Consider the following 17,494-nt stretch of genomic DNA (forward strand, 5'->3'; position numbering starts at 1 on the left):
GCAAATCGGCTGAAATGCCAAAAACCCGCCAATGATTTCACAAAAAATTAATCCACGCTTATCCCTTGTGAGCACTGAAGATAATCGGCATCTGAATGTCCCGCGGCCGGCCAATATCCCACTTCAGGGTTGTCAGATAACGTCAGTGTGCTACGGTATGGCCTGCTTAAATTTCAGCGGGAACGACAGGATAATATTAGATATTTCAACCAGGATTTAATGACTGCATGGCTATTAAGCTCGAAGTAAAAAATCTCTATAAGATATTTGGCGACAATCCGGATCGCGCGTTTAAATATATTGAAAAGGGTGCGACCAAAGATGTCATTCTTGAGAAGACCGGGCTCTCCCTTGGCGTAAAGAACGCCAGTCTGGCCATTGAAGAAGGCGAGATATTCGTCATCATGGGGTTATCCGGTTCAGGAAAATCGACCATGGTTCGCCTTCTCAATCGTCTGATAGAGCCGACGCGCGGCCAGGTGATTATTGACGGTGTCGATATTGCCAAAATATCAGCCAGCGAACTGCGTGACGTGCGCAGAAATAAAATCAGTATGGTATTCCAGTCATTTGCTTTGATGCCGCACATGAATGTATTAAATAATACGGCATTTGGCATGGAATTAGCGGGAATCGCACTGGCTGAACGCCAGGAAAAAGCACTAGAAGCGTTACGTCAGGTCGGGCTGGAGAATTATGCGCACGCTTACCCGGATGAACTTTCCGGAGGGATGCGGCAGCGCGTCGGATTAGCCCGCGCACTGGCCATCAATCCCGACATCTTATTAATGGATGAGGCCTTCTCCGCTCTGGATCCGTTGATTCGTACTGAAATGCAGGATGAGCTGGTTAATTTACAAGCCAGGCATCAGCGCACCATCGTCTTTATTTCCCACGATCTTGATGAAGCGATGCGTATTGGCGACCGTATTGCCATTATGCAGGGCGGCGAAGTGATACAGGTTGGTACGCCGGATGAGATCCTGAATAACCCGGCCAATGACTATGTCCGCACCTTCTTCCGTGGCGTCGATATCAGTCACGTATTCAGCGCCAAAGATATTGCCCGTCGTAGCGCGGGAGCGTTAATCCGCAAAGCGCCAGGTTTCGGCCCGCGCTCCGCCATTAAGCTGCTGCAGGATGAAGACCGCGACTACGGTTACGTGCTGGAGAAACAGAAGTTTCTTGGCGTGGTCTCCACCGACTCGCTGAAAGCCGCGCTGGCAGCAGGTCTGGGACTCGATAGCGCCCTTCTCGACTCGCCAGCCGCGGTGCCCGCCGATACCTCACTGAGCGATCTGCTCTCGCACGTCGCTCAGGCGCCCTGTGCGGTGCCAGTGGTCGGCGAGGAGAATCAGTATGTCGGTATCATTTCCAAAAGCACGCTATTGCGCGCGTTAGATCGTGAAGGAGCCCAGCCATGAGTCAGGAAACCACCAATCCGTGGGATAGCGGCAACGCCGCCAGCAGTCAGGCTGCGCCCACCAGCAGCGGCGGTGCCGATGTCTGGGGCACACCCGATGGCAGCGCGACACCCGATGCAGCCAGCAGCAGTGACTGGCTCAACAGCGCCCCTGCGCCCGCGCCGGAACATTTCAATATCATGGATCCGTTCCACAAGACCTGGATCCCGCTTGATCACTGGGTGACCACCGGCATCGACTGGGTGGTCAACCATTTCCGCCCGTTGTTTCAGGGTATCCGGGTACCGGTTGACTATATTCTCAGCGCCTTTCAGCAGCTGTTACTGGGAATGCCCGCGCCGGTAGCGATTCTGGTGTTTGCGCTGATCGCCTGGCAGATCGCGACACCCGCCATGGGCATCGCCACGCTGGTATCGCTGATCTTGATTGGCGCAATTGGCGCCTGGTCGCAGGCGATGGTCACGCTGGCGCTGGTGCTTACCGCGCTGATGTTCTGCATTCTCATCGGCCTGCCACTGGGGATCTGGCTGGCCCGCAGTGAACGGGCAGCGCGTATCGTACGCCCCTTGCTGGATGCGATGCAGACAACACCCGCCTTTGTCTATCTGGTGCCGATTGTGATGCTGTTTGGTATCGGCAACGTGCCAGGCGTGGTGGTCACGATTATCTTCGCCCTGCCACCGATTGTACGCCTGACTATTCTCGGCATTAAGCAGGTGCCCGCCGATCTGATCGAAGCGAGCGAATCCTTTGGTGCCAGTCCGCGTCAGCTGCTATTCAAAGTGCAGTTGCCGCTGGCGATGCCCACCATTATGGCGGGCGTCAATCAGACCCTGATGCTGGCGCTGTCGATGGTGGTGATCGCCTCGATGATCGCCGTGGGCGGACTCGGTCAGATGGTGCTGCGCGGTATTGGCCGTCTCGACATGGGGCTGGCTACGGTGGGTGGCGTGGGGATTGTGATCCTTGCCATTATCCTTGACCGCCTGACCCAATCGTTTGGTCGCGATAGCCGCAGCCGCGGTAATCGTCACTGGTATCACACCGGCCCGCTGGGCCTGATCTTCTCTCCTTCGCGTAAAAAATAATCTGTCGGGCGGTGCCTGCGCGCCGCCCATCCTGACGCGACATCTGAAATAAGGAATGACTATGCGCAACAGAGCCTCTCTGCTCGCCGCCGTGGTAACCACGCTGGCCGTTTCACACGTCTCCGCTGCCGATCTGCCGGGCAAAGGTATTACGGTACAACCCATACAGAGCACTATCGCTGAAGAGACTTTTCAGACCCTGATTGTCAGCCGCGCGCTGGAAAAACTCGGCTATCAGGTCAGCAAGCCGAGTGAAGTGGATTACAACGTTGGCTACACCTCTATCGCCGCTGGCGACGCCACCTTTACCGCGGTGAACTGGCAGCCGCTGCATGACGACATGTACAAAGCCGCCGGTGGCGATCAGAAGCTCTATCGTCAGGGAACCTACGTTACCGGTGCCGCCCAGGGTTATCTGATTGATAAGAAGACCGCCGAGAAATATCACATTACCAATATCGAACAGCTGAAAGATCCTAAGATCGCCAGCCTGTTTGACGCCAACGGCGATGGCAAAGCGGATATGACCGGCTGTACGCCAGGCTGGGGCTGTGAAGCGGTGATTAATCATCAGAACAGCGCCTTTGGTCTCAGTGATACCGTGACCGCCAATATGGGTAACTATTCGGCGATGGTGGCGGATACGCTGGCACGCTACAAACAGGGTAAACCGATCCTTTATTACACCTGGACGCCCTACTGGCTGAGCGATGTGCTGAAGCCGGGCCGCGATGTGGTCTGGCTGCAGGTGCCGTTCTCTTCGCTGCCTGGCGAACAGAAGGATGTGGATACTAAGCTGCCAAACGGTGCGAACTACGGTTTCCCGGTTAACACCATGCACATCGTCGCCAACAAAGCCTGGGCGGCGAAAAACCCGGCGGCTGCCCGTCTGTTTGCGGTCATGAAGCTGCCCATTACCGATATCAATGCTGAAAACTCAGCAATGCATGCCGGACAAAACTCAGAAGATGCGATTAACCGTCATGTGGATGGCTGGATTAAGGCGCATCAGGCTGAGTTCGATAAATGGATCAGCGAGGCGCAGGCCGCCGCGCAATAACCTGAAAACATTTCCGCCCCAGGGTGGTTGATACAAGTGCTGGCTCAGTGAGCATACGCTTTTAGTCGGGCAGTTATCTGAGGGCAGAAATTTTTCTGCCCTTTTTTTATGGCTGCTATCCCGACTGGTATGGCCTGTTAATAAACATGCGTGTGAAATAGTTTTTTGAGTTACTATTAACCTCAAATGATTATTAGCGACCGATGCTGTTTATGAATGCGACTCGCCAGGGTCTGACGCCTGCTTTAGTAATGCTGATGTCAGTAGCAACCGGCCTCTGCGTAGCCAGTAATTACTACGTTCAGCCACTACTGAATACCATCGCCCAACAGTTTGATCTCTCTGTCAGCCTCGCCGGATTTATTGTCACCACGGCGCAGCTGGGCTACGCCTGCGGTCTGCTGCTGCTGGTGCCGCTTGGCGATCGGTTTGAACGACGCAGCCTGATTGTTACGATGATCCTGCTGGCTGCTGCCGGCATGGTGATTATCGCCCTTTCGCACTCCTTTCTCTTTTTACTGCTGGGCACGGTGATGACCGGCCTGTTCTCGGTCGCCGCACAAATCCTGGTGCCGCTGGCCGCCACGCTGGCAGAGCCGGAGCGGCGCGGCAAAATAGTGGGGACGGTAATGAGCGGTTTGCTGCTGGGGATTCTGCTGGCGCGCACCGTGGCAGGCGGCCTGGCGCAGCTTGGCGGCTGGCGTACCGTTTACTGGACTGCCAGCCTGCTGATGGTGGTGATGGCCCTGGCGCTGTGGCGATCGCTGCCGCGCGTGAAACAGTCCGTGCCCATGAGCTATCCGCAACTGCTGGCCTCCATCTTTCGCCTGTATGCCGGTAATCGGGTGCTCCGCACCCGCGCCTGGACCGGCTGCCTCTCCTTTGCCAATTTCAGCCTGCTGTGGACCTCAATGGCCTTTCTGCTCGCCGGGGCGCCCTATCACTTCTCAGAGGGCGAGATTGGCTTGCTGGGGCTGGTCGGTGCCGCGGGTGCGCTGGCCGCACGTCAGGCGGGCGCGCTGGCTGACAAGGGTAAAGCGAAGCTGACCACCAAACTGGGCCTGCTGCTTATGCTGCTGTCGTGGGCTGCCATTGCGTGGGGCGCGGAGCAGCTTGCGCCGCTGATCGTCGGCATCCTGCTGCTGGATCTGGCGGTACAGGCCGTCCATATCACCAATCAAAGCGTGATCTACGCGCAGATGCCGGAGGCGCGGAACCGTCTTAATGCCGGTTACATGACCAGCTACTTTATGGGTGGCGCGGCCGGCTCACTGCTCTCCGCGACCGCTTACCATCTTTGGGGCTGGTATGGCGTCTGTGGCGCTGGCGCGCTGCTGACTGTGGTTAATCTGCTGATTTGGGCAGCCGGATCGCGCTTTGAGCCGGAAAAAATCAACTGAAGCCTGGCCGGACAGCGCATTGCGTCTGGTCACAAATGGTTAGGTTTGTTATGGTTAGTAGCAAACCTATTCACTTCAGTTATTTTTCCCCGCGATATTATTAAATTTGCCCCCTTTTTGATCACGTTCCGGCATAGCGGCTGCCGCCGGACGTACGGGTTTTTGACCCAGGGCCAGGGAATGGCCTGGAATACCTTTGATGGTGAATAGTGATTCTGTCAGCGATCACCTGCCAAAAAGTGACTACGCTTATCCTGTCACCATAGTTATTATACAAGTTGCAATTAGTGAGGTTTTTTTTAATGGAAAGTTCGTTTACTCCCATTGAGCAGATGCTAAACATCCGTGCCAATCGCCATAAGGATTTTCCGTTGCAGGAAATTATTCTGACGCGTCTCTGTATGCATATGCAGGGTAAACTGCTGGACAACCGCAATAAGATGCTGAAAGCACAGGGTATTAATGAAACCCTGTTCATGGCGTTGATTACGCTGGATGCACAGGAAAACCATAGTATTCAGCCCTCTGAGCTCAGCTCTGCCCTTGGCTCTTCACGCACCAATGCCACGCGCATTGCTGATGAGCTGGAAAAGCGCGGCTGGATTGAGCGTCGTGAAAGCGATCACGACCGTCGCTGCCTGCACCTGCATCTGACCGATAAAGGGATGGAGTTCCTGCGTCAGCTGCTGCCACCTCAGCATCAGAGCCTGCAGTACCTCTGGTCGTCGCTCTCCGTCGATGAGAAGTCGCAGCTGGAAGGCATCACCCGTAAGCTACTTAATCGTCTTGATAAAATGGATGAAGATCAGCTGATCGCCTCGCTTTCCCGCTAATAGCAATAAGTGCGACACAATCACCTGTCGGAATCGTTATTTTAATTTCCTTTTTTATCTGGCCAGCGCTCAGTCGCTGGCTTTTTCGACTCGGGCGCTGGCGAAAAGGGATTTCTGCCGCCCGACTAAATGGAAAACGTGGAGAAAGACATGAGTGCAACGGCAGAAGCACAAAGCCCGCAACCGTCAGCCAACAAAAAGAAGAAGCGCAAAAGTGTGCTCATCGTGCTGGCGTTGATCTTTGTGCTGATTGGTATTGCCTGGGGAGTTTACTGGTTCCTGGTCCTGCGCCATTTTCAGGAAACGGATGACGCCTACGTTGCGGGTAACCAGGTGCAGGTGATGGCACAGGTCTCCGGTAGCGTGAATAAAGTCTGGTTTGAAGATACCGATTTCGTCAAAAAAGGCGATGTGCTGGTTTCACTGGATAAGACGGATGCGGAGCAGGCGTTTGAAAAAGCGCAGACGGCACTCGCCACCAGCGTGCGTCAGACGCATCAGCTGATGATTAATGGTAAACAGTATCAGGCCAGCATTACATTGCAACAGACCGCTCTGGCGCAGGCACAGGCCGACCTGAAGCGCCGTGAGCCGTTAGGTGCGGCTAATCTGATTGGCCGTGAAGAGTTGCAGCACGCCCGCGATGCCGTCGCGACGGCCAAAGCACAACTGGACGTGGCGATTCAGCAATACAATGCGAATCAGGCGATGATCCTCAACACCTCACTGGAAAATCAGCCTGCCGTGCAACAGAGCGCGGCTGAGCTGCGTGACGCCTGGCTGGCGCTGCAGCGCACCGAAATCCGTAGTCCGATGGATGGTTTTGTCTCCCGTCGCAGCGTCCAGGTCGGTTCGCAAATCTCCACCAGCACCCCGCTGCTCGCCGTCGTGCCTGCAACGAATCTGTGGGTCGATGCCAACTTTAAAGAGACCCAGCTGGCTGGCGTTCGTATTGGTCAGCCTGTCACCGTGGTTGCCGACATCTACGGTGACGAAGTGGTTTATCAGGGCAAAGTTGCAGGACTGGATATGGGCACCGGCAGCGCCTTCTCACTTTTGCCGGCACAGAATGCCACCGGTAACTGGATCAAAGTGGTTCAGCGCCTGCCGGTTCGTATCGAACTGAATCAGGAAGATATCGCCAGACATCCGCTGCGTATTGGCCTCTCAACGCTGGTTAAAATCGATACCACCAGCAAAGAGGGCAGCGCGCTGGCCACCAGCGCCCGTCAGCAAGCCGCTTACAGCAGCAACGCACTGGCGATTGACCTTGCGCCGGTCAATCAGCTGATCACCGATATCGTCCGCGCCAACGCCGGATGATGACGCGGAGGCTGTAATGGCACAAAAACCGCTTGAAGGAATGCCGCTGGTCCTGATGACCATTGCGCTATCGCTGGCGACGTTCATGCAGGTTCTGGACTCGACCATCGCCAACGTGGCTATCCCTACGATTGCCGGTAATCTGGGGGCGTCGAACTCCCAGGGAACCTGGGTGATCACCTCGTTTGGTGTGGCCAATGCGATCTCGATCCCGCTGACCGGCTGGCTGGCAAAACGCATCGGTGAAGTGAAGCTCTTTACCTGGTCGACCATTCTGTTTGCTATCGCCTCCTGGGCATGCGGCATGTCAGACAGCCTGGAGATGCTGATCTTCTTCCGCGTCATTCAGGGGATCGTCGCGGGTCCATTGATCCCGCTGTCGCAAAGTCTGCTGCTCAACAACTATCCGCCCGCCAAGCGCAGTGTTGCGCTGTCGCTGTGGGCGATGACGGTGATCGTCGCACCGATCTGTGGTCCGATACTGGGCGGCTGGATCAGCGATAACTATCACTGGGGCTGGATCTTCTTTATCAACGTGCCCATTGGTGTGGCGGTGGTGATACTGACGCTGCAAACCCTGCGTGGCCGGGAAACCAAAACCGAAATCCGGCGGATCGATATGGTCGGGCTGGTGCTGCTGGTGGTGGGGATCGGCTGTTTGCAGGTGATGCTGGATCGCGGAAAGGAGCTCGACTGGTTTAACTCGTCCGAGATTATCGTGCTCGGGGTAGTGGCCGTGATTGCGCTGTCAGTCCTGCTGGTGTGGGAGCTGACTGACGATCACCCGATCATAGATCTGTCGCTGTTTAAGTCGCGCAACTTCACCATTGGCTGCCTGTCGATCAGTCTGGCTTATATGCTCTACTTCGGCTCGATTGTTCTGTTGCCGCAGCTGCTGCAGGAGGTCTACGGCTACACCGCAACCTGGGCCGGTCTGGCGTCTGCGCCAGTGGGCATTTTGCCGGTGATCCTGTCGCCGATCATCGGACGCTTTGCCCATAAGCTCGACATGCGACGGCTGGTCACGTTCAGCTTCATTATGTATGCCGTCTGCTTCTACTGGCGCGCGTATACGTTTGAACCGGGAATGGACTTTGGTGCCTCAGCCTGGCCGCAGTTTATTCAGGGCTTTGCCGTGGCCTGCTTCTTTATGCCGCTGACCACCATTACGCTGTCGGGACTGCCGCCGGAGCGCATGGCCGCAGCCTCCAGCCTGTCGAACTTTATGCGTACCTTTGCAGGCTCGGTGGGAACGTCGATTACCACCACTATGTGGAGTAACCGCGAGTCGATGCATCATAGCTACCTGACGGAGTCGATCACCCCGTACAACGTCAATTCGCAGCAGATGTATAGCCAGCTGGAGAGCATGGGGATGACGCAGCAGCAGGCGTCGGCCTGGATCGCGCAGCAGATTACTAACCAGGGACTGATTATTTCAGCGAATGAAATTTTCTGGGCGTCGGCGGGGGTCTTTTTGATTCTGTTAGTGCTGATCTGGTTTGCCCGTCCGCCGTTTAGCGCAGGCGGCGGTGGTGGTGGTGCGCACTAACGTTACACAGCAAAACGGGCCTTTCGGCCCGTTTTTTTATGCGTTCTGACGCCACCATTCGGCGAGCAGTACGCCGGTTGCGACCGAGACGTTGAGGCTTTCTACGTTGCCGGTGCCGCCAATCGACAGGCTCATGTCACCCTGTTTGAACGCGGTATCAGAAAGACCTTCACGCTCCTGCCCTAACACCAGCACCATTTTCTCCGGCAGCTGAGCCTGCGCCAGCGGCGTGCCCTGATGGCTGGAGGTGGTGACGATGGTGTAACCCGCTTTACGGAACGCTTCCAGACCTTCACTGAAGGTTGCGCCGCTGATGGCCTGCACATGCTCAGCACCGCCTTCTGCGGTACGTACCGCTGCGCCGGACTCCAGCAGTGAGGCGTCATTCACCAGCAAACCTTTTACGCCGAAGTGCGCGCAGCTGCGCATAATCGCGCCGAGGTTATGCGGGTTGCTGACATCTTCCAGTGCCAGCACGCAATCTTTGGTATTCGCCTGGCTCAGCCATTCAGAAACCGCCATACCCATGCGCTTTTTGATCAGGAAGCAGACGCCACCATGATGCTCAGTGCCTGACGCTTTGGTAATCTCTGCATCTTCCACGACGTGATAGGCTTTGCGGTTAGCCGCCAGCCAGCGCAGCGCTTCGCGGAAACGCGGTGTCACTTCCTGCACGAACCAGGCGCGAACAATCGCTTCAGGACGGCTCTGGAACAGCGCCTGACAGGCGTTCTCACCATAGACGCGCGTCTCTTCGTTACGCTGACGACGGATCTGTTCGGGATCGACGAAGCTTTTGCCGCTGATGCCGCCGTGATCCGGCTTATCGCTTTCGGTTGCCGGACGATCTGCTGATGGCGCGCGTGACACGGTGCGCCACGGGGAATCGCTGCTGCCATAGGCGCCGCGATTATCATCGCCACGATCGTTGCGGCGGCCTGCGCCATCGTCTGAACGGCGTGGAGCGCTACGTCCGCCTTCATCACGACGCGGTGAACTGCTGCGACCGGTGTCGTCGCTGCGACGGCCAGCGGAGCGACCACCTTCCTGACTGCGTTCAGTACGGGGGCCAGACGAACGACGATTATCATCCGAACGGGCAGCAGCGTGACCACCTTTGCCTGTACGAGGATTAGGCGCGCGCGCGCTTTTATCGTCCTCGCCACGCACGTACATCACCTTAACCTTACCGCTCTTGCCTTTAAATTCGTCGTTCATGTCTTCCTCCTGCATTGAGAGCGCGCAGATTACCTGATGTGCTGGCGCTTAGCTATCAACTATTGAACCTATAGAGCAATCCAGATTGAGAGGGAATCCGTCCCCTTTCATAATGAACAATATTTACCAGACTGACACTTTTCAACATCAGAGGTTCCTATGAATACGGTATGCGCTTCCTGTCAGGCAACCAATCGCGTTCCTGAAGAACGCCTTGCCGACGTGGCGAAATGTGGTCGCTGTGGAAATGCGTTATTTGATGGCGAAGTGGTGAATGCCACCAGCGCTAACTTTGACAAATATCTGCAGGATGATCTGCCGGTGGTGATCGATTTCTGGGCGCCCTGGTGTGGTCCCTGTGTCAATTTTGCGCCGGTGTTTAAAGATGTCGCCAGTGAACGCAGCGGTAAAGTCCGCTTTATTAAAGTGAACACCGAAGCGGAGCCGGCCCTGAGCGCCCGTTTCAACATTCGCAGCATCCCGACCATCATGCTGTTTAAGAACGGCGAGCGGGTCGACATGCTGAATGGCGCGATGCCTAAAGCGCCTTTCAATGAATGGCTGGATGAGTCACTTTAATCTTCAGAGGCCAGCCTGGCTGGCCTTTTCCTTTTCGCCTGCGCTTCGATTACACTGACGTTTTTCCTGCCCTGAATACTCATGTCTGATAATGCTGTTTTGCGCTTGCGCACCCAACGCCTGGCCCGATCCACCCGTCCTTTCCTCGCGCGCGGGAATCGGGTCATCCGCTGTCAGGGCTGCCTGCTGCCAGAGGTCAACTGTCTCTGCAGTCAGATCGTGCCGCAGTCCGCCCGTAGCCGCTTCTGCCTGGTGATGTTCGATACCGAGCCGATGAAGCCGAGCAACACCGGCCGGCTGATTGCCGATATTCTGCCGGAAACTCAGGCTTTTGGCTGGTCACGCACCGAGCCGGATCCGCTGCTGCTGGCGGCGGTGCGCAATCCCGATTATCAGCCGCTGGTGGTTTTCCCGGCCGCTTATGCCGACCCCGGTCGCGAAGTGCTGACAACGCCGCCCGCCAGTGGCAAGCCGCCGCTGTTTATTATGCTGGACGGCACCTGGACCGAAGCCCGCAAAATGTTCCGTAAAAGCCCCTGGCTCGACGCCCTGCCGGTGATGTCGCTGGATGTCAGCACCCCGTCGCGCTATACGCTGCGTGAAGCCCACGGCGCAGGTCAGCACTGCACTGCTGAAGTGGCCGCGGCGCTGCTGGCGCAGGCGGGCGATCGGCTGGCGGCTGAGGCGTTATCTCACCATTTTGATCAGTTCCGCGCGGCCTATCTGGCAGGGAAACCGCACCACGCCGGACAGGCTTAATCGCCCAGTCACCTCCTGGCGGGAGCGTCCCTGCGGTGACAGAGATTAAAATCGGGATGCGCAGCCTGCGATCTGCCCGGAAGCACTGCCAGCAAAAAGCGTTTACAATCACGCAAATCCCGAACTCTGGAGAGCGAGATGAGCCAACGCGGACTGGAAGCGCTGTTACGACCTAAATCAATTGCGGTGATTGGTGCCTCGGTCACGCCAGGGCGCGCCGGATACTTTATGATGCGTAACCTGCTGGCGGGCGGTTTTAGCGGCCCGGTGTTGCCGGTGACGCCGAAATATAAAGCGGTCAGCGGCGTACTGGCCTGGCCCACTATCGACAGCTTACCTTTCGCGCCAGACCTGGCAGTAATCTGCACCCATTCAAAACGTAACCTCGAACTGCTGCAACAGCTCGGGGAGAAAGGCTGCAAGGCCTGCATTATTCTCTCTGCGCCCGCCAGCCAGTCGGCCGAACTCAAAGCCTGTGCCAGCCAGTGGCAGATACGTCTGCTGGGCCCGAACAGTCTTGGCCTGCTGGCCCCCTGGCAGGGATTGAATGCCAGCTTCTCGCCAGTGCCGATAGAGAAAGGCCGTATCGCATTTATCTCCCAGTCCGCCGCCGTATCCAACACCATTCTCGATTGGGCGCAGCAGCGTAATCTCGGATTCTCCTGGTTTATCGCGCTGGGTGACAGTCTGGATACCGATGTCGATGATCTGCTCGACTTCCTGGCTCGCGACGGTAAAACCAGCGCTATCCTGCTCTATCTTGAGCACCTCAGCGATGCGCGTCGTTTTGTTTCTGCCTCACGCAGCGCCTCCCGTAATAAACCGATTCTGGTGATCAAGAGTGGTCGCAGCCGGGAAGCACAGGCGCTGCTGGACACCCACAGCGGTCTTGACGCCGCCTGGGATGCAGCCATTCAGCGTGCCGGGTTACTGCGGGTGCAGGATACTCATGAGCTCTTCTCCGCCGTTGAGTCGCTGAGTCATATGCGGCCGCTGCGTGGCGACAGGCTGATGATCATCAGTAATGGTGCCGCCCCCGCCGCGCTGGCGCTGGATGAGCTCTATGCCCGCAACGGGAAACTGGCGCAGCTCAGCGAGCAGACGATTCAGCAGCTCGAGGCGCTGTTGCCCGCTGGCGCAGGCCGCGGCAACCCGCTGGATTTAAAAGATGACGCCACAGCAGAACGTTATGCCGCCTGCACAGAGATCCTGCTCGACAGCCATGAACTTGATGCATTGATGATTATTCATGCGCCAAGCGCGGTCGCGCCCGCGACTGAAACGGCCGGACATCTGATCGACACCATCGCCCGTCACCCGCGCGGTAAGCTGGTGACGCTGCTGACCAACTGGAGCGGCGAGTTCTCTTCACAAGCCGCGCGCCGTGCCTTTACGCAGGCGGGGATACCGACCTGGCGCACGCCAGAGGGAACGGTGACCGCTTTTATGCATCAGGTTGAGTACCGCCGTAACCAGAAGCAGCTGCGCGAAACCCCTGCCCTGCCCGCCACCCTGAACCTGGACAGTGCCCATGCACACCAGCTGCTGTCACAGGCGCTGGAGCGCGGTGTTACCGCGCTGGATACCCATGAAGTGCAGCCGGTACTGCAGGCTTACGGCCTGGCCACGCTGCCGACCTGGATCGCCAGCGACAGTAAGGCGGCAGTGGCGATTGCCGATCAGATTGGCTATCCGGTGGCGCTAAAATTGCGTTCACCCGATATCGCGCATAAATCGGAGGTGCAGGGCGTGATGCTCTACCTGCGTAATGCCAGCGAAGTGGAGCATGCCGCTGAGGCCATTTTTGATCGGGTAAAACAGACGTTGCCGCAGGCACGTATCGAAGGGCTGCTGGTTCAGAGCATGGCGAGTCGTGCAGGCGCACAGGAGCTGCGGGTCGTGGTCGAACAGGATGCCCTGTTTGGCCCGATCATTATGCTGGGGGAAGGCGGCGTTGAATGGCAGGCCGATAAACAGGCTGCCGTTGCCCTCCCCCCGCTGAATATGACGCTGGCACGCTATCTGGTGATTCAGGCGATCAAGAGCGGAAAAATCCGCAGCCGCAGCGCGCTGAATCCGCTGGATATCCCCGGTTTAAGCCAGCTGCTGGTGCAGGTCTCTAACCTGGTGGTGGATTGCCCGGAGATCCAGCGACTGGATATTCATCCGCTGCTGGCGGCGGGCAATGATTTTACCCTGCTGGATGTCACCCTGACGCTGGCTCCGTTCCACGGCGATAACGAAGCACGGCTGGCAATACGTCCTTATCCTCAGCATCTGGAAGAGCAGGTAGAGTTAAAGGATGGGCAATTCTGCCTGTTCCGGCCCATTCTGCCAGAGGATGAGCCCCTGCTGCGCGATTTCATCAGTCAGGTCACCAAAGAGGATCTCTATTACCGCTACTTCAGTGAAATCAGTGAGTTTACTCATGATGATCTCGCCAACATGACCCAGATCGATTATGACCGCGAGATGGCGATTGTGGCGGTACGTCAGCATCATGGACGATCCGAGATCATCGGCGTCACCCGCGCTATCTCTGATGCAGATAACATTGATGCGGAGTTTTCGGTGCTGGTCCGTTCCGACCTGAAAGGCTTAGGCATGGGCCGTCGTCTGCTGGAAAAAATGATCCGCTATACCCGGCATCACGGCTTGCAACAATTGAACGGTATCACCATGCCCCATAACCGCGGCATGATTACGCTGGCACGAAAGCTAAACTTTCATGTTGATATTCAACTGGATGACGGTATTGTCAGCCTGAAATTGTCTTTACAGAATGAGATCAACTAACCTTGTAGAGAAAGGTAAAAAACGTTCGAATCGGCGAAGTTGATGTTATTATTTGTGGTTATAACCCTGATTTGATGGCAAAAGGCCATGCAATGAACAGAGAAGAAGTGCACTGTGATGTTGTCTAAATTTAAACGTAACAAACACCAACAACACCTCGCACAGCTGCCGAAACTGTCACAATCCGTTGCGGATGTGTCGACACTTTACTCGCCTGCCGAATTTCGCCAGACGTTGCTGGAGAAGATTGCGGCAGCGCAGACTCGCATCTGTATTGTTGCGCTCTATCTGGAAAATGATGATGCCGGACGTGCCGTCATGGATGCGCTTTATAGTGCGAAGCAGGCGCGGCCGGAGCTGGATATTTCGATTCTGGTTGACTGGCACCGTGCGCAGCGTGGGCGAATTGGCGCAGCGCGAGGCGTAACCAATGCCGACTGGTATTGCGAAATGGCGACACGTTATCCGGATATCGCCATCCCGGTTTATGGAATCCCGGTCAATACCCGTGAAGCGCTGGGCGTGCTCCACCTTAAAGGGTTCATTATTGATGATATGCTGCTCTACAGCGGCGCCAGCATCAATGATGTCTACCTGCATCAGCATGATAAGTATCGCTATGACCGTTACCAGGTTATCCGTAATTCCCAGCTGACAGATACGATGTATGACTGGATCACGCTCAATCTGAAGTCAGCGGAAGCGGTAAACCGACTCGATTTTGCTGAGCGCCCCTCAAGTCCTGAAATTAAAAATGAGACACGCCAGTTCCGTCAGGACCTGCGCGGTTTCAATTATCAGTTTGAAGGGAATGCCGGCAACGATGAACTGACGGTCACGCCGCTGGTCGGTCTGGGTAAGCATAGCCTGCTCAATAAAACCATTTTCCACCTGATGCCCTGTGCGGAACAGAAGCTGATCATCTGTACCCCTTACTTCAACATGCCCGCCTTGCTGGTACGTAATATCATTCATCTTCTGCGTCAGGGAAAACAGGTTGAGATCATCGTCGGCGATAAAACAGCCAATGACTTCTATATTGCGCCCGATCAGCCGTTCAAAATCATAGGCGCGCTGCCTTACCTGTATGAAATCAATCTGCGTCGCTTTATGAGCCGTTTGCACTACTACGTTACGACCGATCAGCTGGTCGTGAGACTGTGGAAGGATGGCGAGAACAGTTATCACCTTAAAGGAATGTGGGTTGATGACGAATGGCAGCTGATTACCGGTAATAACCTCAATCCACGTGCCTGGCGGCTCGATCTGGAAAATGCGGTGCTGATCCACGATCCTCATCAGGAGTTAGCGGCTCAGCGTGAGAAGGAGCTGACGTTAATCCGGCAGAACACGACGGTAGTGACGCATTTCCGTGAGCTTGAGAGTATTGCTGATTACCCGGCCAAGGTGCGCAAGCTGATTCGCCGTCTGCGCCGGATACGTATCGATCGCCTGATCAGCCGGATTCTTTAATCGCTGCGGCCAATAAGGCATCTGCTATGCGAATTGTGCTGCTTGCTGGGCTGTTGCGTAGTGGATGCGCCCATATGGCAAAAGATCAGTAGAGCGGACGGGATAAAGCGGAGCATTTTGTCGCCTCTGCAGTTCTGGCCGCTGCCGGTAGTGAATATGGGAAGGCAGCGTCAGCACCATTCTGACCGGCAAAGTCAGACTGTTTCATTAACGCCTGGGGCGGGAAAAGAGTGGTATGACAGCCGCCCGAATGGCAGCGGCTGGAGCTGGAAAGATTTCGCATGGGATGCCGCCGGTGCTGCCAGCGGCATTGCCCTGTGGAATCTGAGTCAGTAGCTTTCTCTGTTAAAGCTTAATCCCCTTACCGCGCTTGTGCAGCAACAGCGACACCAGAAATGCCACCGCGCCCATCGCTGAAACATACCAGAAGAAAGTCGTCTCAATCCCCTGCTGCTTCATCAGCAACGCAACATACTCTGCCGACCCACCAAAGATCGCATTCGCTACTGCGTAAGATAGCCCTACACCCAGTGCGCGCACCTGTGGCGGAAACATTTCTGCTTTAAGAATGCCACTGATGGCGGTGTAGAAGCTGGTAATCAGCAGCGCCAGCATGATTAACAGGAAAGCCACACCGGGACTTTGCACGTTTTGCAACAGCGTCAGAATGGGGACCGTACAGATGGCCGCGCCCGCGCCAAAAATCATCATTGAGGTGCGACGACCGATTTTATCTGACAGGGCACCGATAATCGGCTGAATCAGCATAAAGACCAGCAGCGCACCGGTCATCAGGCCGCTGGCGGTTTTAGGATCCATACCTGACGTATTAACCAGATACTTCTGCATGTAGGTGGTGAAGGTGTAAAAACTCAGGGAGCCGCCTGCGGTGAAACCCAGCACCATCAGGAAGGGACGAGTATGATTGCGCAGTAACCCGATTACGCTACCCGCATCGCGATGTTCGCGGCTCGTCTTATCTGAGGTCTCTTCCAGTGAACGTCGTAACCATAATGCGACAACGGCGAGCAGTGCGCCGAGGAAGAACGGAATACGCCAGCCCCAGCTTCGCAGTTCTGCATCCGTCAGCAAAAATTGCAGGACCACGACGGTGAGTACCGCCGCTAACTGACCACCTATCAGCGTGACATACTGGAATGAGGCGTAGAATCCTTTGCGTCCTTCCAGAGCCACTTCACTCATGTAGGTTGCACTGGTCCCATATTCTCCGCCCACCGATAATCCCTGAAACATACGCGCCAGCAGCAGAATGACGGGCGCAGCCACGCCGATCGTTTCATAACCGGGTAAGCAGGCGATCACCAGCGAACCAAAACACATCATGCAGACCGAAACCAGCATCGAATTTTTTCGGCCATGTTTGTCGCCGATATAGCCGAATAGCCAGCCGCCAATCGGACGCATTAAAAATCCTGCCGCAAAAACGCCCGCTGTCTGTAACAACTGAGTGGTGGTATCGCCTTGCGGAAAGAAAATGTGGGCAAAATAGAGTGAGAAGAAGGAGTAAACGTAGAAGTCGAACCACTCAACCAGGTTACCTGATGACGCGCCGACGATAGCCCAGATACGTTTCTTTGTATCATCCGTCTGAGTTTTATTATTTGTGGGTGCCATGCCTTACCTCTGTTCCTTGCTGATCAACAGCGTTTAAAGGAGTGAGTAAAGCATTTAAGTCTACTGAAGGTAAAGGCGGCGTAATCCGAGATTATTATTGTGAGCCATGTCGCTAATTATCGAAAAATCAGCGGGTTGCTGGTCATTCAGAAGTGGAGAAAGGGGAATTAATGGTGACATACCGCGTGCCTGCAGATCATATATTTTCAGCTTAACGTGGCAAAGTGCAGACGTAAAAAAGCCCCGCACTTTCGTGCGGGGCTTCTTCACTTATTTGATGCCTGGCAGTTCCCTACTCTCGCATGGGGAGACCCCACACTACCATCGGCGCTACGGCGTTTCACTTCTGAGTTC

13 protein-coding genes and 1 pseudogene are annotated in these 17,494 nt (G+C 55.8%); 12 read left to right on the forward strand and 2 right to left on the reverse strand.

Going from position 1 to position 17,494, the window contains the following annotated elements; translation table 11 throughout:
• The first annotated feature begins 227 nt into the window (after positions 1-227).
• The 7 genes from proV (at position 228) to emrB (ending at position 8,680) form a co-directional block, all read left to right on the forward strand.
• On the forward strand, positions 228-1,424 hold the full coding sequence (gene proV, locus NR195_RS16050) for a glycine betaine/L-proline ABC transporter ATP-binding protein ProV (RefSeq protein ID WP_033778604.1): 1,197 nt from the start codon (positions 228-230) through the stop codon (positions 1,422-1,424).
• Positions 1,421-2,512: a glycine betaine/L-proline ABC transporter permease ProW gene (proW, locus tag NR195_RS16055; RefSeq protein ID WP_256844714.1), complete on the forward strand. Its 1,092-nt coding sequence runs from the start codon at positions 1,421-1,423 to the stop codon at positions 2,510-2,512. Before proV ends, proW begins: the two co-directional genes overlap by 4 nt.
• Positions 2,513-2,573: 61 nt before the next feature.
• Entirely contained in the window at positions 2,574-3,572 is a 999-nt protein-coding gene (gene proX, locus NR195_RS16060) for a glycine betaine/L-proline ABC transporter substrate-binding protein ProX (protein ID WP_256844715.1), read from the forward strand.
• Between the two features lie 212 nt (positions 3,573-3,784).
• Positions 3,785-4,972 (forward strand): MFS transporter, encoded by a 1,188-nt coding sequence (locus NR195_RS16065; protein WP_256844716.1) that lies wholly within the window; start codon positions 3,785-3,787, stop codon positions 4,970-4,972.
• A 302-nt stretch (positions 4,973-5,274) separates the two neighbouring features.
• Positions 5,275-5,805 carry a transcriptional repressor MprA gene (gene mprA, locus NR195_RS16070; protein WP_003850381.1) on the forward strand — a complete coding sequence of 177 codons (531 nt, stop codon included), beginning with the start codon at positions 5,275-5,277 and terminating at the stop codon, positions 5,803-5,805.
• 150 nt (positions 5,806-5,955) lie between these two features.
• Positions 5,956-7,128 (forward strand): multidrug efflux MFS transporter periplasmic adaptor subunit EmrA, encoded by a 1,173-nt coding sequence (gene emrA / locus NR195_RS16075; RefSeq protein WP_010257791.1) that lies wholly within the window; start codon positions 5,956-5,958, stop codon positions 7,126-7,128.
• A 16-nt stretch (positions 7,129-7,144) separates the two neighbouring features.
• Positions 7,145-8,680 carry a multidrug efflux MFS transporter permease subunit EmrB gene (gene emrB, locus NR195_RS16080; protein WP_010257793.1) on the forward strand — a complete coding sequence of 512 codons (1,536 nt, stop codon included), beginning with the start codon at positions 7,145-7,147 and terminating at the stop codon, positions 8,678-8,680.
• Between the two features lie 36 nt (positions 8,681-8,716).
• Here emrB and NR195_RS16085 read toward each other — a convergent pair whose 3' ends face one another.
• Positions 8,717-9,898 carry a tRNA/rRNA methyltransferase gene (locus tag NR195_RS16085; protein WP_052271637.1) on the reverse strand — a complete coding sequence of 394 codons (1,182 nt, stop codon included), beginning with the start codon at positions 9,896-9,898 and terminating at the stop codon, positions 8,717-8,719.
• A 159-nt stretch (positions 9,899-10,057) separates the two neighbouring features.
• On the opposite strand from NR195_RS16085, the gene trxC reads away from it, so the two are divergent.
• The 5 genes and pseudogenes from trxC to NR195_RS16115 all read left to right on the forward strand — a co-directional run bounded on the left by trxC (position 10,058) and on the right by NR195_RS16115 (position 15,841).
• Complete coding sequence (trxC, locus tag NR195_RS16090) at positions 10,058-10,477, forward strand: thioredoxin TrxC (RefSeq protein ID WP_010257800.1); 420 nt, start codon at positions 10,058-10,060, stop codon at positions 10,475-10,477.
• Positions 10,478-10,558: 81 nt separating this feature from the next.
• A complete protein-coding gene (locus NR195_RS16095; RefSeq protein WP_256844717.1) occupies positions 10,559-11,236 on the forward strand; it encodes a tRNA-uridine aminocarboxypropyltransferase in 678 nt (225 codons plus the stop codon).
• Between the two features lie 138 nt (positions 11,237-11,374).
• Positions 11,375-14,032 (forward strand): bifunctional acetate--CoA ligase family protein/GNAT family N-acetyltransferase, encoded by a 2,658-nt coding sequence (locus tag NR195_RS16100; RefSeq protein WP_256844718.1) that lies wholly within the window; start codon positions 11,375-11,377, stop codon positions 14,030-14,032.
• 117 nt (positions 14,033-14,149) lie between these two features.
• Positions 14,150-15,505 (forward strand): CDP-diacylglycerol--serine O-phosphatidyltransferase, encoded by a 1,356-nt coding sequence (gene pssA / locus NR195_RS16110; protein WP_029519515.1) that lies wholly within the window; start codon positions 14,150-14,152, stop codon positions 15,503-15,505.
• Between the two features lie 26 nt (positions 15,506-15,531).
• A pseudogene (locus NR195_RS16115) lies at positions 15,532-15,841 on the forward strand (YfiM family lipoprotein).
• Between the two features lie 9 nt (positions 15,842-15,850).
• Here the strand turns inward: NR195_RS16115 and NR195_RS16120 are convergent.
• Positions 15,851-17,140, reverse strand: a complete 1,290-nt coding sequence (locus NR195_RS16120) for an MFS family transporter (RefSeq protein ID WP_031594658.1) — start codon at positions 17,138-17,140, stop codon at positions 15,851-15,853.
• Positions 17,141-17,494 lie beyond the last annotated feature (354 nt).

The organism is Pantoea sp. Ft-CA_14 (genome assembly GCF_024520875.1).
Classification (GTDB): domain Bacteria; phylum Pseudomonadota; class Gammaproteobacteria; order Enterobacterales; family Enterobacteriaceae; genus Pantoea; species Pantoea agglomerans.

Coding starts and splice junctions, on each gene's coding strand:
- proV (WP_033778604.1), top strand. CDS start 228: ATGGCTATTAAGCTCGAAGTAAAAAATCTCTATAAGATATTTGGCGAC.
- proW (WP_256844714.1), top strand. CDS start 1,421: ATGAGTCAGGAAACCACCAATCCGTGGGATAGCGGCAACGCCGCCAGC.
- proX (WP_256844715.1), top strand. CDS start 2,574: ATGCGCAACAGAGCCTCTCTGCTCGCCGCCGTGGTAACCACGCTGGCC.
- NR195_RS16065 (WP_256844716.1), top strand. CDS start 3,785: ATGAATGCGACTCGCCAGGGTCTGACGCCTGCTTTAGTAATGCTGATG.
- mprA (WP_003850381.1), top strand. CDS start 5,275: ATGGAAAGTTCGTTTACTCCCATTGAGCAGATGCTAAACATCCGTGCC.
- emrA (WP_010257791.1), top strand. CDS start 5,956: ATGAGTGCAACGGCAGAAGCACAAAGCCCGCAACCGTCAGCCAACAAA.
- emrB (WP_010257793.1), top strand. CDS start 7,145: ATGGCACAAAAACCGCTTGAAGGAATGCCGCTGGTCCTGATGACCATT.
- NR195_RS16085 (WP_052271637.1), bottom strand. CDS start 9,898: ATGAACGACGAATTTAAAGGCAAGAGCGGTAAGGTTAAGGTGATGTAC.
- trxC (WP_010257800.1), top strand. CDS start 10,058: ATGAATACGGTATGCGCTTCCTGTCAGGCAACCAATCGCGTTCCTGAA.
- NR195_RS16095 (WP_256844717.1), top strand. CDS start 10,559: ATGTCTGATAATGCTGTTTTGCGCTTGCGCACCCAACGCCTGGCCCGA.
- NR195_RS16100 (WP_256844718.1), top strand. CDS start 11,375: ATGAGCCAACGCGGACTGGAAGCGCTGTTACGACCTAAATCAATTGCG.
- pssA (WP_029519515.1), top strand. CDS start 14,150: ATGTTGTCTAAATTTAAACGTAACAAACACCAACAACACCTCGCACAG.
- NR195_RS16120 (WP_031594658.1), bottom strand. CDS start 17,140: ATGGCACCCACAAATAATAAAACTCAGACGGATGATACAAAGAAACGT.